Raw genomic sequence first — 21,671 nt, 5'->3', positions numbered from 1 at the left:
GATGCCCTTACTTTTTTAAAGGGTAAACAAAAAACACCGCCTGCGTCCCAGCCCCGGGAAAAGGCAAAGCCGTCTCAACTGCCCCAACTATCCAGGCAATCCAAGCCGGCCAAACCAGCACCACCCTGCCAGCCCCCTGAGGACCCCAATGTCCGGCTGCTGGTTTCCCCTATAATTAAAGACCGCTTAAAGGCCTTTGATTACTTTGGAGACAAAGGACCTGAAGTGGCCCATGCACTGCATGACAATCTGGAAAATCAGACCCCCGATCTGCTGGAGAACTTGTTAAGGCTCATTGCAAGGACCATTCCCCAGGAATCGTTGGGAGATCTTTTGACCCTTACCGAAGAGAAAGATCTTAAAAATTCGGTCCGCTTTTTTTTGTATACTGCCCTGTCACATTACCCGGAATTTGAATCCACCGCGCCCATTGTAAAGGCGGTCACAGATCCGGCTGTTTTTGTGAGCATAGCAGCCATCAGGGCCTTGGACAGACACTGTTCGGATTATGTAATTGCTGAAATTAGAAAAAAAATCGAATCCGGCACCAAAGTGGGCGAAACGGTGGCCACGACTATTCTGGATACATGCGCGCCCCGGCTCATAGAAGGGTTGATGGCCTCGGATACCTTTTCATATATCAGTTCAAACTATCTGGAATCTTCTGCGCCGGTCAGAACGATTGACACCTGGATCAGCATTCTTGAAAAACGAAAACAGACCGCAACCGCCAAGAAATTTGCCCGGATCAGAGATAAACGAACACAGATAGACCGCCCGGTAATTGTAGTGATTCATCAATCAGCACCCTATCTGGATCTCTTTTCCAGCCTCATTCACGGATGCGGATTCTGCGCCCGGACCTTTTTCGGCCCCCAGGAGGCATTCGAATTCATTTTAAGTGAAAAGCCGCTCGCAATCATAACGGATTTTTTTATCAGACAAATGCGGGTCAACGACCTTGCCCGTGAAATCAGAGAGCTCTATCCAGCAGACCAGGTTCCTCTCATGGTCAGCTCCCTGCAGCGACATCTGGACAAAAGCAATCTATCATCAATGCTCCAGACCTGCGGCATTAACGGATTCTGGGAATTTCCGCCAAAGCCCGGCCGGATAAAATCCCTGGCCGGGGGAAATAGTCAGGATCTGCTTGGGAAAGACTTGATAACACGGGCACAAAATGCACAAAATGATTGTTAATTTGTTTTTTTATTGATACAGAATTTATACTTGTTATTGGGCAATTCATCCGAAGATGTCGGTCGGGAGCATGCTAAAACATGTTAATTATTTCGTCTAAGCAACTTGAAGAGCTGGGAAAATCTCCGCCGCCGGTTCGAAGCCGAGTTGGCGAACTGGCTTGGCACAGAACGTACAGCCTATGTTGATGACCTGACGGATTCACAGCTTGCTATCGTGGCTGCAGAGATCTGCACAGAGTGTGACCGGTTAGGGCTGATCGACCAAGCAACAACAAGGGCCTTTGCGGCGGCAGCAACGGTCTATGGAGTGTACTCGCACAAGGATCCGCTATTCGAACAGATTTACTATGTGTCGCTTCCACGGGCATGTGCGCGATTGTTGAGGCCTCCGGACGGGATCTGGGCATCCCTTGCGCAGGTCTTGGAAACGGAGTTTTCCAAGCGCAGTGGGATCAAGCTGATCCTCGACCTTGACAGTGCTTTCCACAAGGATGCGTACCCCAAGCTCACACCGGAGGAACTGATGGCAGATTTTTTCCCCGAACGTGACATCTCTCAGATAACTTCAACGACCATCAACGTGGGTTTTCAAGCCTCTCCAACCATGATGCCCCAAAACGTATCGTTTTATAACTGTGAAATGCGTGAAGGCGTATACACGTCGACATCATCAGGTCCCCTGGCATATCGTCCGGAGGTACAGCATAGGGATACTGGTTCTTGGGTGGCTTTCTCATCAACAGTCGGTAGCGATGGAACAGTGTTAAGTGCCCCGGATACGGTCTCTACTAACATTCAGCCATTGTCAAGGTTTCCAGCTGGAGGTACCACAGATGGAAGATTCCTCTGGCCGATTCCCTGGCGAGCTCAGGTTCGCGGGGGTGGAACGAACGGCCAAATTGTCTTCGATACCCTGAACCACCTTATGACCTACACTGCGTCGAGTCGCAACCTGAAAGTATCCAAAGGCAATCGCAATAAACAACGCACCGTTCCCTGATTGGAGGAACTGATGACTTACTACACCGATCTCATACACGAAATAGCAATGCTGTGCCTCTCCATGTCGCTTGTCAATGCCGAGGCATTTGTGCAAGCTGTGGACCAGCAGCGTTTGACGCCGACTGAGTACATCGCTGTACTGACGGCCGCCGCAACCCGGATCGGCGGATGCCCGAACTACCAACCCACGGCTACCTTTGCTGTGGCCGCTCGGATAACGGAGCAAGCGCTGACCAGCTATGACCCGACCAACGGCGACCAGACGCTTGACCTAATGGGTCTAATCACAGAATACATGCGCTATCCGGCCGACAGTTTCCCGGCGGAGAAGGTTGCCGAGGGTATGTTTTCGGTCTTTGAGACCTGGATTGATGTCTGGGTGGGCGCCGAGGGTGCGATAGATGGGGACTGGGACGCGGGTGCAATCTTTCCCTTCGAACATCCGGACGTCATCGACGGGCAGACACCAGAGACAATTGCAGACGTCAAGGTCCGCACCGCATACGAAAGCCATCTTGCGGAGAAACAGGCATTTCTCGCCCGGCAACGCAACCAGCAATTGTTGCGCCGCGCACTCGACCAGTATCGTGACTGCTACATCGCCTATGCACGGCAAATTCCAAAGACATCCGCTGTTACCGACCGTTTACGAACCCAGGCCGGACGGATTTCGGACCCGATGGTTGTCCAGGCAATAACCCCGTAAGGACCGCAGATAAAACGTTGAAGAAACACGAGCAGCAGGATCAGGTCTTCAATTATTTGGATACCGCCAATTACTAAATGGAGGAACGGATGGAAATCAGATTTGTATACATGACAGCCGGAAATATGGACGAAGCGTCACAAATAGCAAAAACATTGGTTCAACGGCGGTTGGCCGCCTGTGTAAACATCATTGACGGTATGCGTTCGGTTTATGAATGGAAAGGGACCCTTCAAGAAGAGCGCGAGGTGGTGATGATTGCAAAAACCCGTGCGGATTGTTTGCCTGACCTGGTGGAGGCGGTGAAGGGCATGCATAGCTATGATTGTCCCTGTATCGTTGGATTGGATGTACTTGACGGAAATAACGCATTTCTGGACTGGATCAGGGCACAAGTGGGCCCTGTGTCGGTAGCGGATAACGAATGGCATGCAAAACAAGATTGATACTTACAAAACACTACAATAGCCCGCCCTCTTCCTCATCCTTGAGCCACTCCTCCAGGTATTCATGAATAAAGGCGGTTTTTGCGTTCCCCCGGGGCGGCAGCCATACATAGCCCATACAATCCAGCTGCCTTTCCAGCAGACTGAAAAAAGCCTGTTCAATACCTGATTCATCCTCGGCAAGGCCCAGCCTCAAGCACTCATCCACCACAGCCCGGGTAAGCTGGCCTTCGGGCAGGAACCCGTCGCATATCATGGCATTCCAGGGTTCCGGAAAATGGACAATCTTCCAGGCACAGATATCATCAGGACGCAGGATATTTTTATTGTCCGGGTTGAACGGGGCCGGTGCAAAGAACATCTTCATACGGGAGAACTGCATCAGCTCTTTAAGAACCGCCTGTTTATCTTGGCCAAATATCCACTCTTCGGGTTCCAGCAGCACAGGTGGATACTCCTTGCTTGTCAGTGCGTACCGAAAAGGACCTTGTTTTTTCCAGAACGTTTTAAAATCCTTAACATTGGGCAATACTTTTCTTACACATGCCGTCGTCATTTCTTATTATCCTTTTTATATAAAAGTTCCAATTAGTTACGCTCAGACACTATTTTGAGTACCCTTGTCCCAGCAGCTGAACCGGCCGGGCCTTCATGACCTGCCATGCCGCCCCAAGGCCGGTAGCCATGCAGGTCACCGTTGAGAGACACAGGATCAGGAAAAGGGTTCCCCCGTCCAGCTGCCACAGGCTGTCAAAAAAATACCAGGAGATCCCAAAGGAGACCGCGACACTCAGGCACAAGGCCGTAATTCCTGCCGAAAACCCGATAAACCCCGACTCCAGCAGGGTAATGAGCCCCAGGGTGTTAAAACCCGTACCCAGGACCTTGAGCAGGTTGATCTGGTTCCGGTTTTTAAAGGCCTGGTGCCGGGAAATAGAAAATATGGATAAAAGTCCCGCGGCAATGGCCAGCCAGGCCATGAATTTCACGGACAGGGAGAGGCGGTCGGTCACACCCAGGATGGTCTGGGCTGTCTGGGTCACATCAATGACCGAAATATTGGAAAACCGGTCTACAATTCTATTTTTTAGTTCATGGCGGCGGGAGTGGGCCAGGTTGGAGATGCTGGCCACATAGGTTTTGGGCGCATCGTTGAGCACCCCGTCCTGGAACAGCATGAAAAAATTGGGCTGGAAGCTGGCCCATTTTACCTGGCGCAAGTTGACCACTTTCCCGGTCAGGGAAATCCCCTGGATATCCACTTCCAGCGCGTCACCGATCTTTATTTCATGGCGGTCGGCAAAGGAGCGTTCCATGGAAATTTCAAAAGGTGTGTTGCTGCCGAATTCCCATGGGGTTTGGGAGATGGGCCGTCCCTGGACCACCTTTTCGGACGCATCAAGGGTTTTGCGAAAAGAAAAAATAAACTCCAGCCGCCGGCCCCTGGCCCTTTTATCGGATCTATCACTCGGCCCGTAAAAGGGCTGGTGGTTCACGGCCTTGATTCGTCCCCGCACCATGGGGGAAATCCGGGTCAGCTCTCCTTGCTGCGTTTCCATGAACCGGATCAGGGGCGTTTTTTGCTCTTCCTGGATATCGGCCAGGAACAATACCGGGATTTTCAATCCTTTTGGGCGGATAATCTCGGTTTCCAGGCCTTTGCGGACCTGGGGGACAATGGCAATCAGAAACACGCCCATGGCAATGGTGACAAAACAGGACAGGGACGACCACTTGTTGCGGAACAGGTTGCGGAAAGCAATCTTCACCGGGATCTGCCGTGACGCAGCCGGAAAACGGCATCCCCAAAACACCAGGCTGCCGACCAGGGAAAACATGCCCAAAGCCAGGATAAACCCGCCGGCAAACAGGGTTCCGTCGGCCATGGTCCCGGACACCATCACTGACATCAGGAAAAGCGCTGCGATGACCGGCACAAATGACAATGCCTGCCACAGGATTTTGCGTTTTGAGAACCGGGCTGTCACGGAATTCTCCTGAAGCAGGGTCAGGGGACGGATACTGAAAATCGTGACAAACAGGGGCAGACAAAACACCAGACTGCCGGCTATACCCACAGCCAGGGCAGCAGCCAGGGTTTCAAAGGAGACCCTCAGGTTCAGATGAGCCGGAATCAGGTCCTTGAAAATCACGGGAAAAACCGGCAGAAGCACCATGGAAACCATCACCGCCAGGATGGCTGAAAGTATGCCCAGGAACATGAGTTGGCAGCTCACATAAAAATAAATATGTTTACGGGCCGCCCCCACGGTCATCAAAATGGCCATTTCCTTTGATTTCAAAGTTAAAAATCCCCTGAAAAGATAGGCCGCCACCATGCCGGCCAGGAACAGTGCAATGATACTGACCAGGCCCATGTACCGGGTAAAATACCGGCTGAGACTCCCCAGCCGCTGGTTGACGTCCCGGGCATCATGGACATTAAGCCGGGGCTGATTCCGGACCGGATCATAAAAATGCTGTTTGATGTCACGGATTTTTCCTTCCAGATTTACTCCGGGTTCGAATCGATAGTAATACATATACCGGACCCGGCTGCCAAACCGGATCAACCCGGTCCCGTCCAGCTGGTCCAGGCCCATATAAACCTTGGGGGCCAGTTCAAAGCCGGTCAGGTTCTTGTCCGGATCATCCTTGAAAAAGTCCCGGATCAGAAAGTTTTTTTCTCCCAGCTTCACCGCTTTTCCACGGTGGGCATCGGTCTTGATCCCAAGGGCCCGGGCCGTGTCCCGGGTCATAAACAGCCCGGGGTTGCCCTGAATATCTTTTGAACCGGTCTCGCCTTCAAACGTGAATGCGCCGTACAGGGGGTAGGCCCCGTCCATGGCCATAACCCTGACCAACCTGGAGCGGTCATCTCCCCGGGCCATGGAAAAAAACGTGACCATCCGCGCCTTATCCAGGTATCCGGCCAGTATCCGGTCTGCCTGCTGCATTTCCTGCGGTGTCAGGGAATCATAGGAAATCAGCACCAGGTCGGCGGTGAGAATTTCTTTGAGATTGTCATCCATGTGGCGATCCAGCGACTCCCGGAAGGACTGAATGGCGATAAACCCGGCCAGTCCCAGGGCCAGGTTCAGGATGAAAAACAGGGAAAACCCCTTGTGGGTGATCAATTCCCTGAACGCCGTCCGTATCCAAAACATCAGGACAGCACCCCCCGTTCAAGGGTGAATGTACTGCGGCAACGGCCGGCCAGGGAAGGATTATGGGTCACCAGGATCAGGCTTTTGTTTTCGGTTTCCACCAGATTAAACAGCAGATCAGCCACTGTTTCGCCGGTGACCGTATCCAGATTACCTGTGGGTTCGTCGGCCAGGATCAGGGAGGGTTTGATGATCAAGGCACGGGCAATGGCCACCCGCTGGCATTCTCCGCCGGACAAGGTGCCGGGCAGGTGGTGACGCCGGTGGGTGAGATCAACCATTTCCAGCATGGCACGGGTTTGTTTTTCAATGTCCGGAGCCTTGAGGATTTCCAAAGGCAGACTGATGTTCTCCTGTGCCGTCAAATGGGGCATAAGGTGGAACTGCTGGAAAATAATCCCGATTTTCTCTGCCCGGAAGCGGGCCAGCCGGTCTTCATTCATGAAGGAGAGGTTTTCGCCGTCCAGGATGATATCACCGCTGTCCGCGCTGTCCAGACCGGCAATCAGGGACAAAAGGGTGGTCTTGCCGGACCCGGACTGGCCGACGACGGCATAGGTCCGGCCGGGCCTGACCTGGAGGTTCACATCATTGAGAACCTGGATCATACCGGTTCCCGGAGAATAAAAAGACTTGCAAAGATGATTAATTTCCAGCCCCATCACGGCTCCTGAATCTGTTTTAAAATAAAAGGGAATACGGTTTTTGCGATCTGCTGATGCCCTTCCCGGTTAGGATGAATCCCGTCGGGCTGGTTCATATTCGCCCTGCCCCCTACCCCGTCCAGGAGAAAAGGAATCAGAACAATTCCGTGGAGATCGGCCAATGTGATAAAAACCTGTTTGAAATCATCGGCATATTCCGGCCCGTAATTGGGGGGAATCTGCATGCCGGCCAGGATGACATCCATGTTGCTGTTTTTTGCAAATGAAATAGCCCTGCCCAGGTTCTCTTCCATATTTTCCACGGACAGGCCCCTTAAGCCGTCATTGGCCCCCAGGGCCAGTACCAGAAGATCAGGAGATGCTTTCCGGAACCATTTAAGCCGGGAAAGGGCACTGGCCGTAGTCGAACCGCTGATGCTGCCGTTGATGATCTCAACATGATGAATCCCGAACGATTCAAGTTTCTGCCCCAACAAGGCCGGATAGGACTCCTCCTGGGCAACCCCGTATCCGGCGGTAATGGAATCCCCCAGGAACAGGATTTTTATTTTTGGACTTCCCCATGCTGACGGAAAAATACCCGGCATAAAACCACCCCAGACCATTAAAACCAGCAGGACTGTTACATATCGTTTTTTCATACTTACCTTCTCCAGACAAAACCAGGGATCTTCAATTCAGCAATGATGCCATATCCAAAGTCATCAGTCCAGCTGATGCTATTTCTTAACCATTGAAATTTTTCCGGCATCGGTGTAAAAAACAGGTCAATTAAAATTTTAAAAATAAACGAGGAGTCAAATGCCGGAAACCAACGAATTTCTTGAGGATGTTCAAAAGGATTTAAAAGAGATCCTCCAGCCCTTTCAGCGGGACCTCAACCAGAAAGAAAAAAAAGCCGATTTGATCAAACAGTGCATCCGGTGTGCGGAAAGGGATGACTTTCTCCAACTGGATGAACTGCTTAAAAGCAAACTGGCCAGGGATATATGCGAGGACGACACGTTGAAAAGCTGCGCCCCGGTATTTGAAACCCTGGGAGCCTATGCCGATGAAAAGGTTGAGCAGTACCGCATGGATCTTATCGAAGACCTGACCCGGCAATGCGAAGAAGCCGGTCTTGAAATGGAGATGGATTTTCCCAGATTCACGGTCTTAAAGGGCATCACCGGGGAGATTGATTTTGCCAGCCGCGCCACGAAAATCAACAAAAAGGTGCTCAAATCCATTGATCCCAGGCGGATCATGGCCATGGTGGTCCGGCTCAAGAAGCAATTGTATGATACGCCCTATGATCCCCGGGAATTCATTGATTCCCTGTGCAGGGTCTACCTGAAACTCCTTGAAAAAGAAGATCTGTCCGCCGGCCATCCCGTTCCCATGCAACAATTTTACCTGGCCTATGTGATCGATATGCAGTCCAAAACCTTTTTCCAGGATATGGACAAGGGAAAATTCAAAGGCTACAGCCTGGACCAATTTTCCGTGGACCTATGGCGGTACTGCCAGGCAGGCATCGGAGGCACGTCCCAAGGGTACGAACTCCAGCTCACCCCGGGGCGGAACAAGGCCCTGTGGCTCCTGGACACCCAGGGGGAACTGCGCCAGATCACAGCCATCTCTTTTCATAAACTTTAAAGGATCTCCCGGCCATGATATCATTGGACGCCCTCAAAGAACTCGAACCCTTCCAGGCCAGATCCATTATCGAAGAGCTGCGCAAGGGCAGTGTGCCTGTGGAATATGTGCCGGTATTTACCGTGGGTCGGCAGAAATGGCTCTCTTATATCGAAGACGACCTGGGAAATTACATTGCCCAAGGCGGGGCCAAGGTGCGGTTCATCAGCGGGGATTACGGAGACGGCAAAACCCATTTCATGTCCGTAGTCCGTCTCTTGGCCATGGAAAAAGGATTTGCCGTCTCTTTTGTGGTCCTTACCCGGGATGTGCCCATCCACAAATTTGAAACCGTTTACCAGTCGATTGTCCGGCAGCTCCAGGGCAATTTTAACGGCATGGGCATCCGGAATCTGCTGACCGCCTGGCTGGACTCACTGTCACCGGAATTCATAGACGTCAAGGCAGGGGCCGCCACAGAAAAATGTACGGCTCTGGCCGAAGAACTCAGGGAGATCCCGGACATGGATATCAACTTTGCCAATGCACTGGCCGCCATAGTGAGCAACCGGTTTGCTCCCATGGAAGAAGGGGAGAATGAGGAGACCCGAAAGGCAAACCGGGAAATTCTCATGCACTGGTTTGACGGCGGCAAAGTGACCAAACGGGAACTCAAGCCTTTCCAGGTTTATGAATACCTGACCAAGACCAATGCCCGACAGCTGATGAATTCCCTGATCCTGTTTTTACGGCGGTTCGGGCACCAGGGCTTAATCCTGCTCATGGACGAAATGGAGACGGTGGTGGCCATGGGTGCATCGGTGCGCAATGCCGCTTACGAGAATGTCCGCCTTTTCATCGACAACAGCGAGACCGCCCAATACCTTCACATCTTTTTTTCCATCATCCCGGACGTACTGGTATCGGAAAAAGGATTTAAATCCTACGATGCCTTGTGGAGCCGGGTGCGGTCCATCGGGACATCAATGGGTGACGCCAAACGCCTCAACTACCGGGGCGTCCTTGTGGATATTCACCAGACACCGCTTCAAACCGAAGAACTGGTGGACCTGGGCCGGTGCCTGCTCTCTCTGCACGGCATCGCCTACCGCTGGTCACCGCAAGAATTGGTTACGGACAAGATTATCGAAGATATCTGCATCAATCAGAAAAAAATGGGGGTCATCAGCGAGGTGCGGCTTTTCATTAAACAGCTCATCGGCGTTTTGGATCTGGCCGAACAGGGCCAGTCACCGGAGGAGATGGACATGGCCCGGCAAATGGTCGAGACCCGGAAAGAGATGGAAGCGGAAAAGATGAAACAGATGGAACCCATCTGGGATTCTTAAAATCGGGATGAACACCATGGATGAAAAGGCATTTAACGAGAAGATGAATGGCACTAAAAATTTCCATCTCCGCAGGGCCGTGGAGCGCCTCAGGGAGGGCCTGTTCGATCCCATGGGGGTTCAATGGCTCACCTCCGGGGAAGAAAAGCTCAACCAGCTCTTTGACCGGGGGGCTGCAGCCCTGAACAAGGGAACCTCTCACCACCTCTGCATCTGCGGCGCATACGGCCAGGGCAAATCACACAGCCTCACCTATTTAAAACAGCGGGCCCTGGAAAATAATTTTGTGGTCAGCTATATTAACCTGGACCCACGGCAGATACCCTTCCACGACTTCAAAGCGGTTTACCGGGCCCTGATGGGGGCCATGGTCTTTCCCAATGGGGAAACCAGCCTGGCAACGCTGTGGAAGGAAACAGCCGCCCAATGGCTGGCCCGGCCGGAAAACAAAGATAAATCCATCAACGATTTTATTCCCGGCGGCATGCCCCACCGATTCCGGGCCATCCTGGCTGCCATGGCCAACAAGAACATGGATATTGCGGCCAGCAAGCTAAACTTAAAAAAACATGCCCGGTTTCAGCCCCGATCCTTTTCCTGGGCCCTGAAAAATGCCCTCATGGGCAAAGAGATCCCGGCGCACAAGCTTGGCGCGGTCTTCCATTACCGGGAAGTGGCGTTTTACAAAGGCCGCTCCCTGGCCTGCCATGAATCCAAGGAATATCTGGCCATGATAAAAGGACTGGCCCGGTTGTTCAAGGATATGGGATACGGGGGATGGGTCCTGCTCTTTGACGAAGGGGAATCCATCGGCCAGACCCGCATCACCAGCCGCAGCAAAAGCTATGATCTGCTCCATGAGATTTTCTGCCCGGAAAAACCCGCACAGGGATTTTTTCCGGTATTTGCCTTTACCCATGATTTTTTCACCCTGGTTGAAACCGAACCCTGGGACCGGACCCGCAGACCCGGCGGACGCCGGAAAACCGACCAGCCGACCGACGACATCCCCTGCTTTGCCCGCAATTACCACAAGGCCTGGAAAGGGATCAATATCCATTCTCTTCAGGACTTGTCTTCAGGTGAATGGGAGACACTATCGGACAAGCTTAAAATCCTCCACGGACGAGCCTACGGGTGGAAGCCGGAAGCCGCTGGACGATCCACTGAACTATCCAAGGAAATGATGCAGATTCTCTCCCAAAACAAAGGGGCCGAATCCAGGATGAAATTGAGGCTGTTGGTCAACCAGCTGGATCTGGAACAGCAGAAAATACCCTGCTGATTCCCATGCTGCAGGTCACTGATCCGCCATCCGACCTCCTGCCCGATCCCCTTTTAAGGCTCCCCAACACCTTCCGACCTTTTTACGGGACCTTTGCCGGCCTGCGCCCGGTCCAGACCGAGGCCATCGCCCCCATCCTTGAAGGCCGGGACCTCATCGTCCAGGCAGCCACCGGCTCGGGCAAAAGCGAGGCGGTCCTGGCCCCGGCCCTGGAACGGGTCATCACCTCTGGTCGTGCCCACGGGGTTTTATACATCATTCCCACCCGGGCCCTGGCCAAGGACCTCATGCGCCGGTTTGAGCGCATCATCACCGAGCGGTTGAGCCTGATCCTGGCCATCCGCACCGGGGACATCAAAAAGGGGGGAACCCAGCGGCCGGACATCATGTTCACCACCCCGGAATCCCTGGATGTGATGCTGGGCAGCGGCAATGCCGGCCTCAAAGCCTTTCTGGCCCGGGTGGGCACCGTGATCATCGACGAAGTCCATCCCCTGGTCCACCAGTACCGGGGCCGACACCTGGCCTATCTGTTCACCCGCCTGGAACGAAGAACCGGCACGCCCATACAGAAAATTGCTATGTCCGCCACCATTGCCGACATCCCAGATGTCATGGATTTTTTCAATTTCAGGCCCGAGGCCACGGCCATCTCGGCCGGTGCGGACCGGCAGATTCAGGCCCGGCTTCTTCACCTGAAAAAAGAGGATACCGAGCTGCCCGCCCTGCTCAATGATCTGTACCGGGAATGGGGATATCGAAAAATGCTTATGTTCTGCAACAGCCGGTCGGCCTGCGACCGGCTTTCCGCCATTGTCCGGCGCAGCGGGGTATTCAGGGAGGTCACCGAGCTGCACTATTCCAACCTCAAGGCAAAGGAAAGAAAAAAAGCGGAAGACCGGTTCCGGAAAAATCCCCATGCCCTGTGCATTGCCACCTCCACCCTGGAGCTGGGCATTGATGTGGGGGATGTCGATGCGGTGCTCCTTTACGAGCCCCCGGGCTCGGTGTCGGCCTTTCTCCAGCGCATCGGCCGGGCCAACCGCCGGGGGCAATCCATCAATTTCTGGGGCATCACCACCGGGGAATCCGCCGGCAACCAGGTAATCCGCTTTCTTGCCCTTCTGGAGCTGGGCCGCCGGGGAAAAATCGAGGCCCCGCCCCCCAAAGCTCTGCCCAGTGTGTTGAGCCAGCAGGTCATCTCCTGCCTATATGAAAAAAAAGAAATTTCCCTCAACGCCCTGAAGGCCCTGTTTCCGGACCGCAAGCACCTGCTGCCGGATATTTTCGAGGCCCTTGAAAAAAAGGGCTGGCTGAGACGAACCGATCAACGGACTGGGCGACCCGGCCTGATCCGGGGCGGATGGCAGTACCGGAACCATTTCATGGCGTATAAAATCTGGGGAAACTTTCCGGAAAGCGAAAAGGAATACATCCTTGAAGTGGACATGGAATCCATTGCCGACATCCCCCAATCCATTGTTGACCAGATGGAGGTGGGGGATCGGGTCTATCTTTCGGGCCGGCGCCTTAAAATCCTGAAGATTGATGAAGGTGATCCCGGCAAGGTCACGGCCCGGCCGGCCATGAAAAAGGATGATAAGGCCCTGGTATGGGTAGGGCTGGGGGCACATGTCTCCTGGGAAACGGCCCAGGCTATGGGGCGCATCCTGGGCACCGGCACCCTGCCCCGGGACAGCGGCCTTATGTCCCGGACCCAGAAATTATTCCGCCGGGAATGCTCATATTTCGAGAAGCGGGTGACGCTGGCCAACGGGATTGAGGTGGTTCCGGGGACCCGGGCAAGATTTCACTTTTGCACCTTTCTGGGGTCCGCCGGCAATCTGGTGTTGGAATGGTCCATCCGGGACCATTTCCAGGATGAGGACCTGGAGGTGGCCTCCAGCGAAACCGGAGTGGAATCCGACCGCTGGATTGACTTTCAAAAACTGAACCTGCCCGTTGAAAAAAAGGCCTTCCACACCTGGGTCTCCGCTCATTTCAAAGTGCTGCGCAGTCTGATTCCCCTGAGTATTTTCTGGCGGACCCTGCCCAGACCACAGATGGTGGAAGAGGTAGCGGATTTTCTCTTTGATCAACGGGTTGCCGATACCTTTGCCCGGTATCTTGAACTGGGTTCGGATATTGTTTCCGGAGATATGGCAGACCTGTGCGAACCTTTACCCATGGCCGTCGAGCAATCTCCAGGCTTTGAGATGGAAGCCGGAGCAGCGCTTTTGTTCCAAGAAAAACAGACGGCAAAAACGCCAAAAGCATCACCCTTTTTATCCCCCGTATGGCAGGCTCCCGGCCTGGCCCCAGACCGGGCCGACGCCCGCGCTCTGGCCGCCACCATGGTCAGTGATTATATTTTCCACGGCCAGTGTGATCGCAGATTCTGTCTCTCATACCTTGGCTTGGCCCATCCTGTAAAAGAAGAGGACGATGTCATGGCCCTTGTCCGGGAACAGGGCGTCCGACATGAACAGGCCGTGCTAGTTGCCCTTAAACAACAGGGGAACCGCCTGGCTGTGTCGGAACCGGCAGCCACCGGCGAGCCCCGGTGGATCTCGTCAGTTAAGCTGCTAAAACAAACAATCCAACAACTGGCTGGCAGTGATCCGGAAAACGCCCGGCCGATCTGGCTGTCCCAGTGCTATCTCAAGACAGAAACCCCCATCCATCAATTTCCCCATATCACAGGTATCGGCATCCCGGATCTTTTGAAACTTTCCCCGGGCAGAGACGGACAGGCAATCATTGAAGCCGGGGATATCAAACGCAGCCAAAAACCAGGATACCACCATAAATGGCAGGTGGCCTTTTATGCCCTGGCACTGGAACAAATTATTGACCGCTGCAACCTGCCTGCCCGGGTCTCCCACAAAGGATTCATCATTACCCCGCCGCCATTGGGTGACGTGCGGATAACAGAACCGTATCAGATCCATGAATTTAATTTAATCCCATACCTTGCGGCCCTGCCCACGCTCCTGCACCACCTTGGCCATGTGCTTTCCGGCCTGCCGGCCCATGCAGATTACAGGCTTCAAAGCCTTTGCACTGCCTGTTCCGGATTCCCCGGCTGCTACCACCATGCCCTGGCCCATGAGGAGATACGATTCCTGCCGAAATTAACCAAAGGCGAACTGGCTGCCCTGCAGCAGATGGAGAGCACCAGTCTTGAACAGCTGTCCGGAGCCCTTAAAAAAGAGACCCTTCGCCTCTCCCCGGGACAGCAGAAAAAATTATTGGGATGGTGTGATGCCTTTTTAACCGGCCGCATCTGCTGCCACAAAAAAAAGACCCACCGCTTCCCGGCCAACCTCTCCCGGGCAATTTTCATCCACCTGGAAAAAGATCCCCTGGACAACCTGCCCCGGGTCCTGGGATGGCAGGTTCTGGATACAAACGGCAGTACAATTGTTGAATCACATGTATGGCGCATGGAAACCAACCAGGAGCACCAGGCAGTCCGACAAACCTTTTTAAGGCAATTGGCGCGGTTGTGGGAAGAGAGCATCCATGCGGGCCAGGGCCCCCATATTTTCCATTTCGGCCCCCAGACACCGGCAGCCCTGAATCAATGGCTCGGGGAGGCACGAAGAGCATCCTGTGAATTTCTCGACCAAACCCAACCCTCCTCCTGGACCGATATTCAAAAGGTCCTGACCGCTCATTTTTATATGCCCGCGCCGGGCACAGCATCTCTATATACCCTGGGCCGCATCTTCAAATGCAGGACCCTGCCTGCACCGCCACCTACCCTGTTTCACCACAACAACGGATTCATCAGCGATATAAACCAGGCCGCAGCCGAAGTAAAAAATTGCCTGGCGCTCATGGCAGAGCTTTACCAGACCGCCATATCCCGGCTGCAAAGCCTGTGGATCAGGGAATGGCCATCCCGCAGTCATGGAGATAAAAAGGCCTGGCCGTATACAACATTTATCCAGGAGGAACAACGCCTGAAAGAGGCAGATATCATGATGCTCCAGGAACAGCCCCTGGAAGAACGGATGCTGCGGTTCAGGTCCCTGGGGTACCTGAAATTTCACCAGACCCGGCTGGACAACTCCGGGCGCTTCATCAATATATTCAGGCCCACAGACCAGACCCGGCCGGCCAAATTCCGCCAGGGGGATTTCCTTAAACTGGTGCCCCATGGCATGACCGATCTGCAAAACGGCTTTCCCGTGGTCATGGTCGAATATGATACCCAAGCCGGTGACATCGGGCTGCTTTCCCGGTCCGGCAAGATAAATCTCAATAAAGCGTTGTACTACTCCCTTGAAGAAGATATGGATGACTGGAACCGGGAAAAACTGCGCCACGCATCTGAAACCCTGTTTTCAAAAAACAGATATTTGCATCTCCAGCAGCTTCTGGCCGGGGCAGCCCGGGAAAGGCAGATACCGGCATCTGCGACCTGGGTGGAAAAATGGCTGGCCCGGGAAAACCACAGCCTCAACCGCTCCCAGCAGCAGGCTTTAAAGCTCCCCTTCCAATACCGTACCGCCATGATCCAGGGCCCGCCCGGCACGGGAAAAACCCATTTGCTGGGATGGATCATCATTGCCCTGATCCTTGAAGCCCATGAAGCCGGCAAGCCCCTGCGCATCGGCATCAGCGCCCTGACCCACCAGGCCATTGACACGGTATTAAAAAAAGTGGTCCAACTGGTCAACCAATATCTGCCGGGGGATTTTCCGGGCCACTGCGTGAAATGGGGGGAGGAAAACACGCCGGCATCCGGCACACCCGACCTTGACGATTCCACCGCCATGGAGGTGGAATTTACAAAGGACGCCCGGGATCTGCCAAACCGGTCCTGGCTGATTTTAGGTGCCACCGGATACGGATTTTATTCCCTGTTCAACAGCAAGGATAAAGGCTTTCCCATTGCCCTGGACTGGATCATTTTTGACGAAGCCTCCCAGGTTCCAGTTCCCCAGGCCCTGCTCAGTCTCATCTACGGCAGGGGAAATTTCCTCTTCCTGGGCGATGTCCACCAGCTTCCTCCCATTATCATGGGCAATTATGATTCCCATGAGCCTGATGACAATGGAAACGCACTGCGCTTGAACCGCTCTATTCTCTCTAATATGCGGGACCTGTATCCTACAGACTGCCAGGTCACCCTGGACATCACCTACCGGATGAACAAGGAGCTCTGCGCATTTCCATCCAAAAGCTGGTACCACAACCGGCTTTACCCAGACCCTTCGGTGGAAAATGCACGACTCTACTTGGATGCTCTGGACGAGAAATACAATCCAACAGGGGACGACCCGATCCTCGGGGACATCCTGAATCCGGAACAACCTGTTACGCTGGTATTAACGGATCACCAGGGATGCGCCCAGCAATCGGATGTGGAGGCGAATCTCATGTCCGCCCTAACCGGCCGCCTGATCCTGGGCCACGGCCTCCCCCCGGACCGGATGGCTATCATCACCCCCCACCGGGCCCAGAACAACGCCATCCTCCAACGGCTGGGAAAAATCCTTGGACATCATTCCCCTGCCCCCCTCCCCCTTGTGGACACAGTGGAACGAATCCAGGGTGCCGAGCGGGATATCATCCTCTTCGGCCTCACCGCCTCGGACCCGGATCACCTGACCAGCGAGTTTTTAAACAGCCCAAACCGACTCAATGTAGCCATGACCCGGGCCAGAAAAAAATTGGTCATCATGGGCAGCCAGGCCTTTTTTTCGGTCATTCCCGATTCAGACGCCCTGCTGGCCAGACACTGCTGCTTCAAACAACTACTGACCCATTGCCGGGAACAAAATGCGGTTTTTCATTTTTCCCAACAGATATCCGTCGAATAACAGCCAAAATATCTTGCGGTTTTGTGCTTTTGAAGGTACCCTTTAATCCATTATTTCCAGATTTGAATCCTTACCTAACCTTATCAACAAGTGGAAGGAAAAAAATATGGGCACTAAAAGAGAAACCAATATATTCAAAAAAGGAAGCTACTAGGATATCACCGTTCCTTCAGCCGGCTGTTGATGCTGTCTGATGGAACAGGGCAGTACATCTTGGCGCTATGAAATATTTTCCTTTTAAAGTTGTTGTATTCTGCCTGGTCATCACCCCGATTTTGTATACGATTACCCTTGCGGGCTGCCGTGACTATCTGGAAAAAAAATATCTTTCAAAAATAGAAAACGGGTTTATCGGAAATTCCAGTGACCTTTTAAACGGATCGGTACCCATTGAAGACCGGATAGCAAAAAATATCCAGGCCATTTTAAACCGCGACACCCTGATCCGGATGGCGCAACTTGACCTGGAAGTACAGGTGACAGACAGCCGGGGAAAAATTGTTTATCCCATCTATGTGGGAACCGACGAATTTGAGGAGGATTCACTGGGGTACTCCGATGCCCAGGCGGTTGCAGATAAAAACTTTGCAATGCTTAATTCCGGACTCAAGGTGAATACCGTTCTGCATCTGGATCACGGATCATTTCTTGCAAACTTTATCTTTGCCCTTTATTCCGGGATGTCTCTTTTAATCTTTTTTGTGTTTTATAGGCAGGGCAGCAAAAGAGCTGAAGAGGAAAGAGACGCTAAAAACGCCTTGATCCACAACTTGAAACAGGATTTAAAAGAAGATGAGATACGTCATGAAAAGCTGGTGGAAGAACTGAACAGCGAACGGGTGGAACTGTTTAAGCATATAAAACAATTAGATAAAAAATACCAGTCGGAACAAAAAAAGGCAAAGATCAATGAAGATGAAATGTTTAACGAGATCGTCGGCCTTGAAGACCGGCTCAACACATATATTGAATTAAAGAAGCGACGGGACGTTGAGATCAATGAACTCAAATCAAGCCTTGAAAAATATGAACAAAGAAAAAGCGCTGCAAAATCAGGACGAAGCGAGTTTGATTTTATATCCAAACGTTTCGGAACCCTGTACAAGAATGTTGACGTGAGCAGAAAAGCCTTAGACGGATTTATGAACCTGACCGAAGAGTTGCAGATAAAAGCGGAAGAAACAATTTACCAGCTAGACCGGGACCCGGGATCGGTAATTGTGAAACGGAAGGTGTTTTCTGGCAAAAAACACAAAGCCAGCTGTTTTGAAGTGTTGTTTGCATATACAGGCAGGCTTTATTTTATGAATCATCCCAACAAAACCCAGGTGGTGGTGATCGGAACAAAACATACCCAGCCCAGGGATATGGAGTATCTCCATAATTTATAAATGTACAATGAATTTTACAATCTCAAGTTCGCCCCCTTCCAGATCAGCTGCGATCCCGCATTTATGTGGTTTGGGGAAAAGCACAAGGAAGCCCTTGCCACACTTAAATACGGCATCCTGGACAACAAGGGGTTCCTGCTTTTAACCGGGGATGTGGGAACAGGCAAGACATCCCTGATCAACGCATTAATCCAGAGCCTGCAACAGGATATCATCTACACCGCTGTGCCGGATCCGAGCCTGATTAAACTTGATTTTTTTAATTATATTGCCGCATCCTTCGGCATAGACCGGGAATTTACATCCAAGGGTGCATTTCTTGCCCATTTTAAAAACTTTCTTCTCAGCGCCAGTGAAAAAAATAAAAAGGTGCTGCTCATCATTGACGAAGCCCAACTGCTCACCCAGGAAATGCTTGAAGAGATTCGCCTGCTGTCAAATATTGAAAAGCCGGATGCAAAACTGATAAATATTTTTTTCATCGGACAAAACGAATTCAACGAAATTTTGAACAGGCCCCAGAACAGGGCGGTCCTCCAGCGAATGACCCTCAACTACAACCTGAACCCCTTGACCCCGGAGGAGGTGGATGAATATATCCGCCACCGGCTCAAGGTAGCAGGCACACAGGAGCGGCTGTTTGACCGGGATGCGGTTCAGGAGATTTTTCTATATTCAGGCGGATTTCCAAGACGCATCAATATCTTATGCGATCATTCCCTGTTGTCCGGATTCGTAAAGGATCAGCGGATCATTGATGCAGGCATTGTAAAGGAGTGCGCAAAAGAACTGAAAATTCCGGCCCATGTCAGCAACCGTGAGATCAATGGGCCATTTGAACCCGACACCTACCCTGGAAATAAAAACAATCCCCCGAAAAACCTTTCTGCCCGGGCTTTTGAACACCATCCGCCTGTGCAGCCGCCGCCCCCCCAAGTTCCACAACCACAAAAACAGCGATTCCCAGGGGCAAATCTGGTAATATTAATCTGCTTTTTTATTTTTGCCTGGTACTTTATGTTCCCGGACAATTTTTTTTCCACGCTTTCCCAGGTAAAACAGCAATTCAATAAAAACCAGGAACTGATACAAGAGCAAAAAACAGATCAAACTATCCAGCCGGAAAATCAGGCCGTTGTCCGGAATATTGAACACCCGGATAACCCGGCTTCTCCCAATCCAAGGGCCGTCGTTGAAAAAAAAGTCCAGGGCCAGACTGAAAATCCCGAAGAACTCATGTTTGGCATTGCCCCCCCTGAAACAGAGCTATCACCTGAATCAAATAATCCCCCGGCTCTACTTCCAAGGGAGAAAATTACCGTCCGCTTTAAGTATAACGGCAGTGATCTTATTGAAAAAGACCTTAAAAAGCTTGAAGCGCTTTCAAAAGCCCTGGTTATTCATCCGGATTCAAAAATTCTCATTACCGGATATACGGATAGTATGGAGAATGGCACGTATAATGTAAAATTATCCGAATTCAGGGCCAACATTGTGAGAAGTTTTCTTCTGGGGGTTGGGGTCAAAAGCTATCAGATGAAAATCCAGGGCAGAGGCGGACAGGACCTCATTGAAAGCGATGATACGGCATGGGGCCGGATGATGAACCGCAGGGTTGAAATAGAGGTGATTGAATTCCAGTGAATACATCCAACACGGCCTGTTCCCGGGAAAAATGGAAAAACATGGATCTGCTGATTCCCTATGCAGCACCGTATTTCGCGTATGTGGCGCTTTCTTCCGTTCTGCATAACAAGCTGCCCGAAGAAATCATATATATAATGAAGCTGGTGATTGTGCCCGGGCTTTTGATCTGGGCCTGGAAATGGTATGCGCCTTTAACCGGCCCTAAAAATAAATGGGCATCCTGTTTGTGGGGAATTCTTTTCGGAATCCTTGGGCTGGTGGTGTGGTGCGGTTTATATGCCCCTTTTACGAACCCCAAGGATGGGGCCCCCTGGTCTGATCTCGCATTTTACCTAAGGCTTGTGACAGCGGGTTTTGTGGTACCGGTTTTTGAAGAGTTGTTCATGCGCGGATTCGTCTTCCGGGTTACCCTGCAATGGGATCTTCTGCGCAGACAAAAAACGCCCAATGCCTTTTCTGCAGCTCTGGATAATGCCACTCTTTTTGATGTGGCACCCGGACAGTGGAGTGTTTACGCCATTGTGATTTCAACGACTATTTTTGCTGCGGGCCATATAGTTGGCGAATGGCCTGCAGCGATCGCCTACGGCTTACTCATGGCCCTTTTGTGGATATTGAGAAAAGATCTGATTTCCTGCATTGTTGCCCACGGGGTAACCAATATCGGGCTGGCCCTTTATGTCTATTACTTCGGGCATTGGGAGTTGTGGTAAATCTGGGGTTGCGAGCAACACCCATAAAACATATAGGAACATCCATATGCGTTTCACATTAATACAACAGAATTTAAAAGAGAATCCTCGTTCCTGGCTGGTCACCGGATGCGCCGGCTTCATTGGCTCCAATCTTCTGGAAACCCTGCTTAATTTAGGACAGACCGTGACCGGCCTGGATAATTTTTCCACAGGATTTCAGCATAATCTGGACCAGGTCAAAGAAGCAGTGGGTCCTGAGGCATGGCAGAAATTTTTTTTTATTGAAGGGGATATCACCCATGCCGGCACCTGCGCGACGGTTTGCAAAGGGCAGGATTATGTACTTCACCAGGCTGCTTTGGGCTCTGTTCCCCGGTCTGTTGCCGATCCCTTGACCACCAATGAAAATAATATTACAGGCTTTTTAAATATGCTGACCGCCGCCCGGGACGCAGGTGTAAAGCGGTTTGTATATGCTGCGTCAAGTTCCACCTATGGAGACCATCCAACACTTCCCAAAAAAGAGGAGAATATCGGCAATCCTCTTTCCCCCTATGCCGTGACAAAACTGGTCAATGAACTCTACGCCCGGGTGTTTGCTTCCACCTACGGGTTTAAAAGCATCGGGCTTCGGTATTTTAATGTATTCGGCCGCCGCCAGGACC

General features: G+C 52.1%; 16 protein-coding genes. 12 read left to right on the top strand and 4 right to left on the bottom strand.

All coding sequences use genetic code 11. The annotated features are described in order from the left end of the window. The 4 genes from B3D59_RS00135 to cutA all read left to right on the top strand — a co-directional run. On the top strand, positions 1-1,200 hold a 1,200-nt coding region (locus B3D59_RS00135), incomplete at its 5' end, for a hypothetical protein (RefSeq protein WP_286817063.1). Between the two features lie 105 nt (positions 1,201-1,305). After that, the gene (locus tag B3D59_RS00130; protein WP_286817062.1) at positions 1,306-2,202 is read left to right on the top strand and encodes a hypothetical protein; all 897 of its coding nucleotides are present in this window, start codon (positions 1,306-1,308) and stop codon (positions 2,200-2,202) included. A gap of 12 nt (positions 2,203-2,214) precedes the next feature. Further along, positions 2,215-2,910, top strand: coding sequence for a hypothetical protein (locus B3D59_RS00125; protein ID WP_286817061.1), 696 nt, complete (start codon positions 2,215-2,217; stop codon positions 2,908-2,910). A gap of 89 nt (positions 2,911-2,999) precedes the next feature. Next, complete coding sequence (gene cutA, locus B3D59_RS00120) at positions 3,000-3,356, top strand: divalent-cation tolerance protein CutA (RefSeq protein WP_286817060.1); 357 nt, start codon at positions 3,000-3,002, stop codon at positions 3,354-3,356. Positions 3,357-3,369: 13 nt separating this feature from the next. Here the strand turns inward: cutA and B3D59_RS00115 are convergent, their stop codons facing one another. From B3D59_RS00115 to B3D59_RS00100, 4 genes are read right to left on the bottom strand one after another with little or no spacing between them, the layout of a single operon-like run. Then, positions 3,370-3,912, bottom strand: coding sequence for a hypothetical protein (locus B3D59_RS00115; RefSeq protein ID WP_286817059.1), 543 nt, complete (start codon positions 3,910-3,912; stop codon positions 3,370-3,372). A 49-nt stretch (positions 3,913-3,961) separates the two neighbouring features. After that, entirely contained in the window at positions 3,962-6,523 is a 2,562-nt protein-coding gene (locus B3D59_RS00110) for an ABC transporter permease (RefSeq protein ID WP_286817058.1), read from the bottom strand. Beyond that, a complete protein-coding gene (locus B3D59_RS00105; protein ID WP_286817057.1) occupies positions 6,523-7,185 on the bottom strand; it encodes an ABC transporter ATP-binding protein in 663 nt (220 codons plus the stop codon). The genes B3D59_RS00110 and B3D59_RS00105 overlap by 1 nt, the downstream gene beginning before the upstream one ends. Then, entirely contained in the window at positions 7,185-7,829 is a 645-nt protein-coding gene (locus tag B3D59_RS00100) for an arylesterase (RefSeq protein ID WP_286817056.1), read from the bottom strand. Before B3D59_RS00100 ends, B3D59_RS00105 begins: the two co-directional genes overlap by 1 nt. 160 nt (positions 7,830-7,989) lie before the next feature. On the opposite strand from B3D59_RS00100, the gene B3D59_RS00095 reads away from it, so the two are divergent. The 8 genes from B3D59_RS00095 to B3D59_RS00060 form a co-directional block, all read left to right on the top strand. After that, positions 7,990-8,826: a hypothetical protein gene (locus B3D59_RS00095; RefSeq protein WP_286817055.1), complete on the top strand. Its 837-nt coding sequence runs from the start codon at positions 7,990-7,992 to the stop codon at positions 8,824-8,826. Between the two features lie 14 nt (positions 8,827-8,840). Continuing rightward, positions 8,841-10,154 (top strand): BREX system ATP-binding domain-containing protein, encoded by a 1,314-nt coding sequence (locus B3D59_RS00090; protein WP_286817054.1) that lies wholly within the window; start codon positions 8,841-8,843, stop codon positions 10,152-10,154. 16 nt (positions 10,155-10,170) lie between these two features. Then, on the top strand, positions 10,171-11,439 hold the full coding sequence (locus B3D59_RS00085; protein ID WP_286817053.1) for a BREX system ATP-binding domain-containing protein: 1,269 nt from the start codon (positions 10,171-10,173) through the stop codon (positions 11,437-11,439). Between the two features lie 5 nt (positions 11,440-11,444). Further along, positions 11,445-17,273: a DEAD/DEAH box helicase gene (locus B3D59_RS00080; RefSeq protein ID WP_286817052.1), complete on the top strand. Its 5,829-nt coding sequence runs from the start codon at positions 11,445-11,447 to the stop codon at positions 17,271-17,273. A gap of 221 nt (positions 17,274-17,494) precedes the next feature. Beyond that, on the top strand, positions 17,495-18,664 hold the full coding sequence (locus B3D59_RS00075; protein ID WP_286817051.1) for a hypothetical protein: 1,170 nt from the start codon (positions 17,495-17,497) through the stop codon (positions 18,662-18,664). Next, a complete protein-coding gene (locus tag B3D59_RS00070; protein ID WP_286817050.1) occupies positions 18,665-20,308 on the top strand; it encodes an AAA family ATPase in 1,644 nt (547 codons plus the stop codon). It begins immediately after the preceding gene. Next, positions 20,305-21,024: a type II CAAX prenyl endopeptidase Rce1 family protein gene (locus B3D59_RS00065; protein WP_286817049.1), complete on the top strand. Its 720-nt coding sequence runs from the start codon at positions 20,305-20,307 to the stop codon at positions 21,022-21,024. The genes B3D59_RS00070 and B3D59_RS00065 overlap by 4 nt, the downstream gene beginning before the upstream one ends. A gap of 46 nt (positions 21,025-21,070) precedes the next feature. Then, a partial coding sequence (locus B3D59_RS00060) for an NAD-dependent epimerase/dehydratase family protein (protein WP_286817048.1) occupies positions 21,071-21,671 on the top strand: 601 nt, incomplete at its 3' end.

Origin of the sequence: Desulfobacter sp. UBA2225, from assembly GCF_002348205.1 — a bacterium.
Lineage (GTDB): Bacteria > Desulfobacterota > Desulfobacteria > Desulfobacterales > Desulfobacteraceae > Desulfobacter > Desulfobacter postgatei.
Note: the sequence above shows the minus strand (reverse complement) of the source record. Positions and strands in the feature narration are given on the sequence as shown.

Coding starts and splice junctions, on each gene's coding strand:
- B3D59_RS00125 (WP_286817061.1), top strand. CDS start 2,215: ATGACTTACTACACCGATCTCATACACGAAATAGCAATGCTGTGCCTC.
- cutA (WP_286817060.1), top strand. CDS start 3,000: ATGGAAATCAGATTTGTATACATGACAGCCGGAAATATGGACGAAGCG.
- B3D59_RS00115 (WP_286817059.1), bottom strand. CDS start 3,912: ATGACGACGGCATGTGTAAGAAAAGTATTGCCCAATGTTAAGGATTTT.
- B3D59_RS00110 (WP_286817058.1), bottom strand. CDS start 6,523: ATGTTTTGGATACGGACGGCGTTCAGGGAATTGATCACCCACAAGGGG.
- B3D59_RS00105 (WP_286817057.1), bottom strand. CDS start 7,185: ATGGGGCTGGAAATTAATCATCTTTGCAAGTCTTTTTATTCTCCGGGA.
- B3D59_RS00100 (WP_286817056.1), bottom strand. CDS start 7,829: ATGAAAAAACGATATGTAACAGTCCTGCTGGTTTTAATGGTCTGGGGT.
- B3D59_RS00095 (WP_286817055.1), top strand. CDS start 7,990: ATGCCGGAAACCAACGAATTTCTTGAGGATGTTCAAAAGGATTTAAAA.
- B3D59_RS00090 (WP_286817054.1), top strand. CDS start 8,841: ATGATATCATTGGACGCCCTCAAAGAACTCGAACCCTTCCAGGCCAGA.
- B3D59_RS00085 (WP_286817053.1), top strand. CDS start 10,171: ATGGATGAAAAGGCATTTAACGAGAAGATGAATGGCACTAAAAATTTC.
- B3D59_RS00080 (WP_286817052.1), top strand. CDS start 11,445: ATGCTGCAGGTCACTGATCCGCCATCCGACCTCCTGCCCGATCCCCTT.
- B3D59_RS00075 (WP_286817051.1), top strand. CDS start 17,495: ATGAAATATTTTCCTTTTAAAGTTGTTGTATTCTGCCTGGTCATCACC.
- B3D59_RS00070 (WP_286817050.1), top strand. CDS start 18,665: ATGTACAATGAATTTTACAATCTCAAGTTCGCCCCCTTCCAGATCAGC.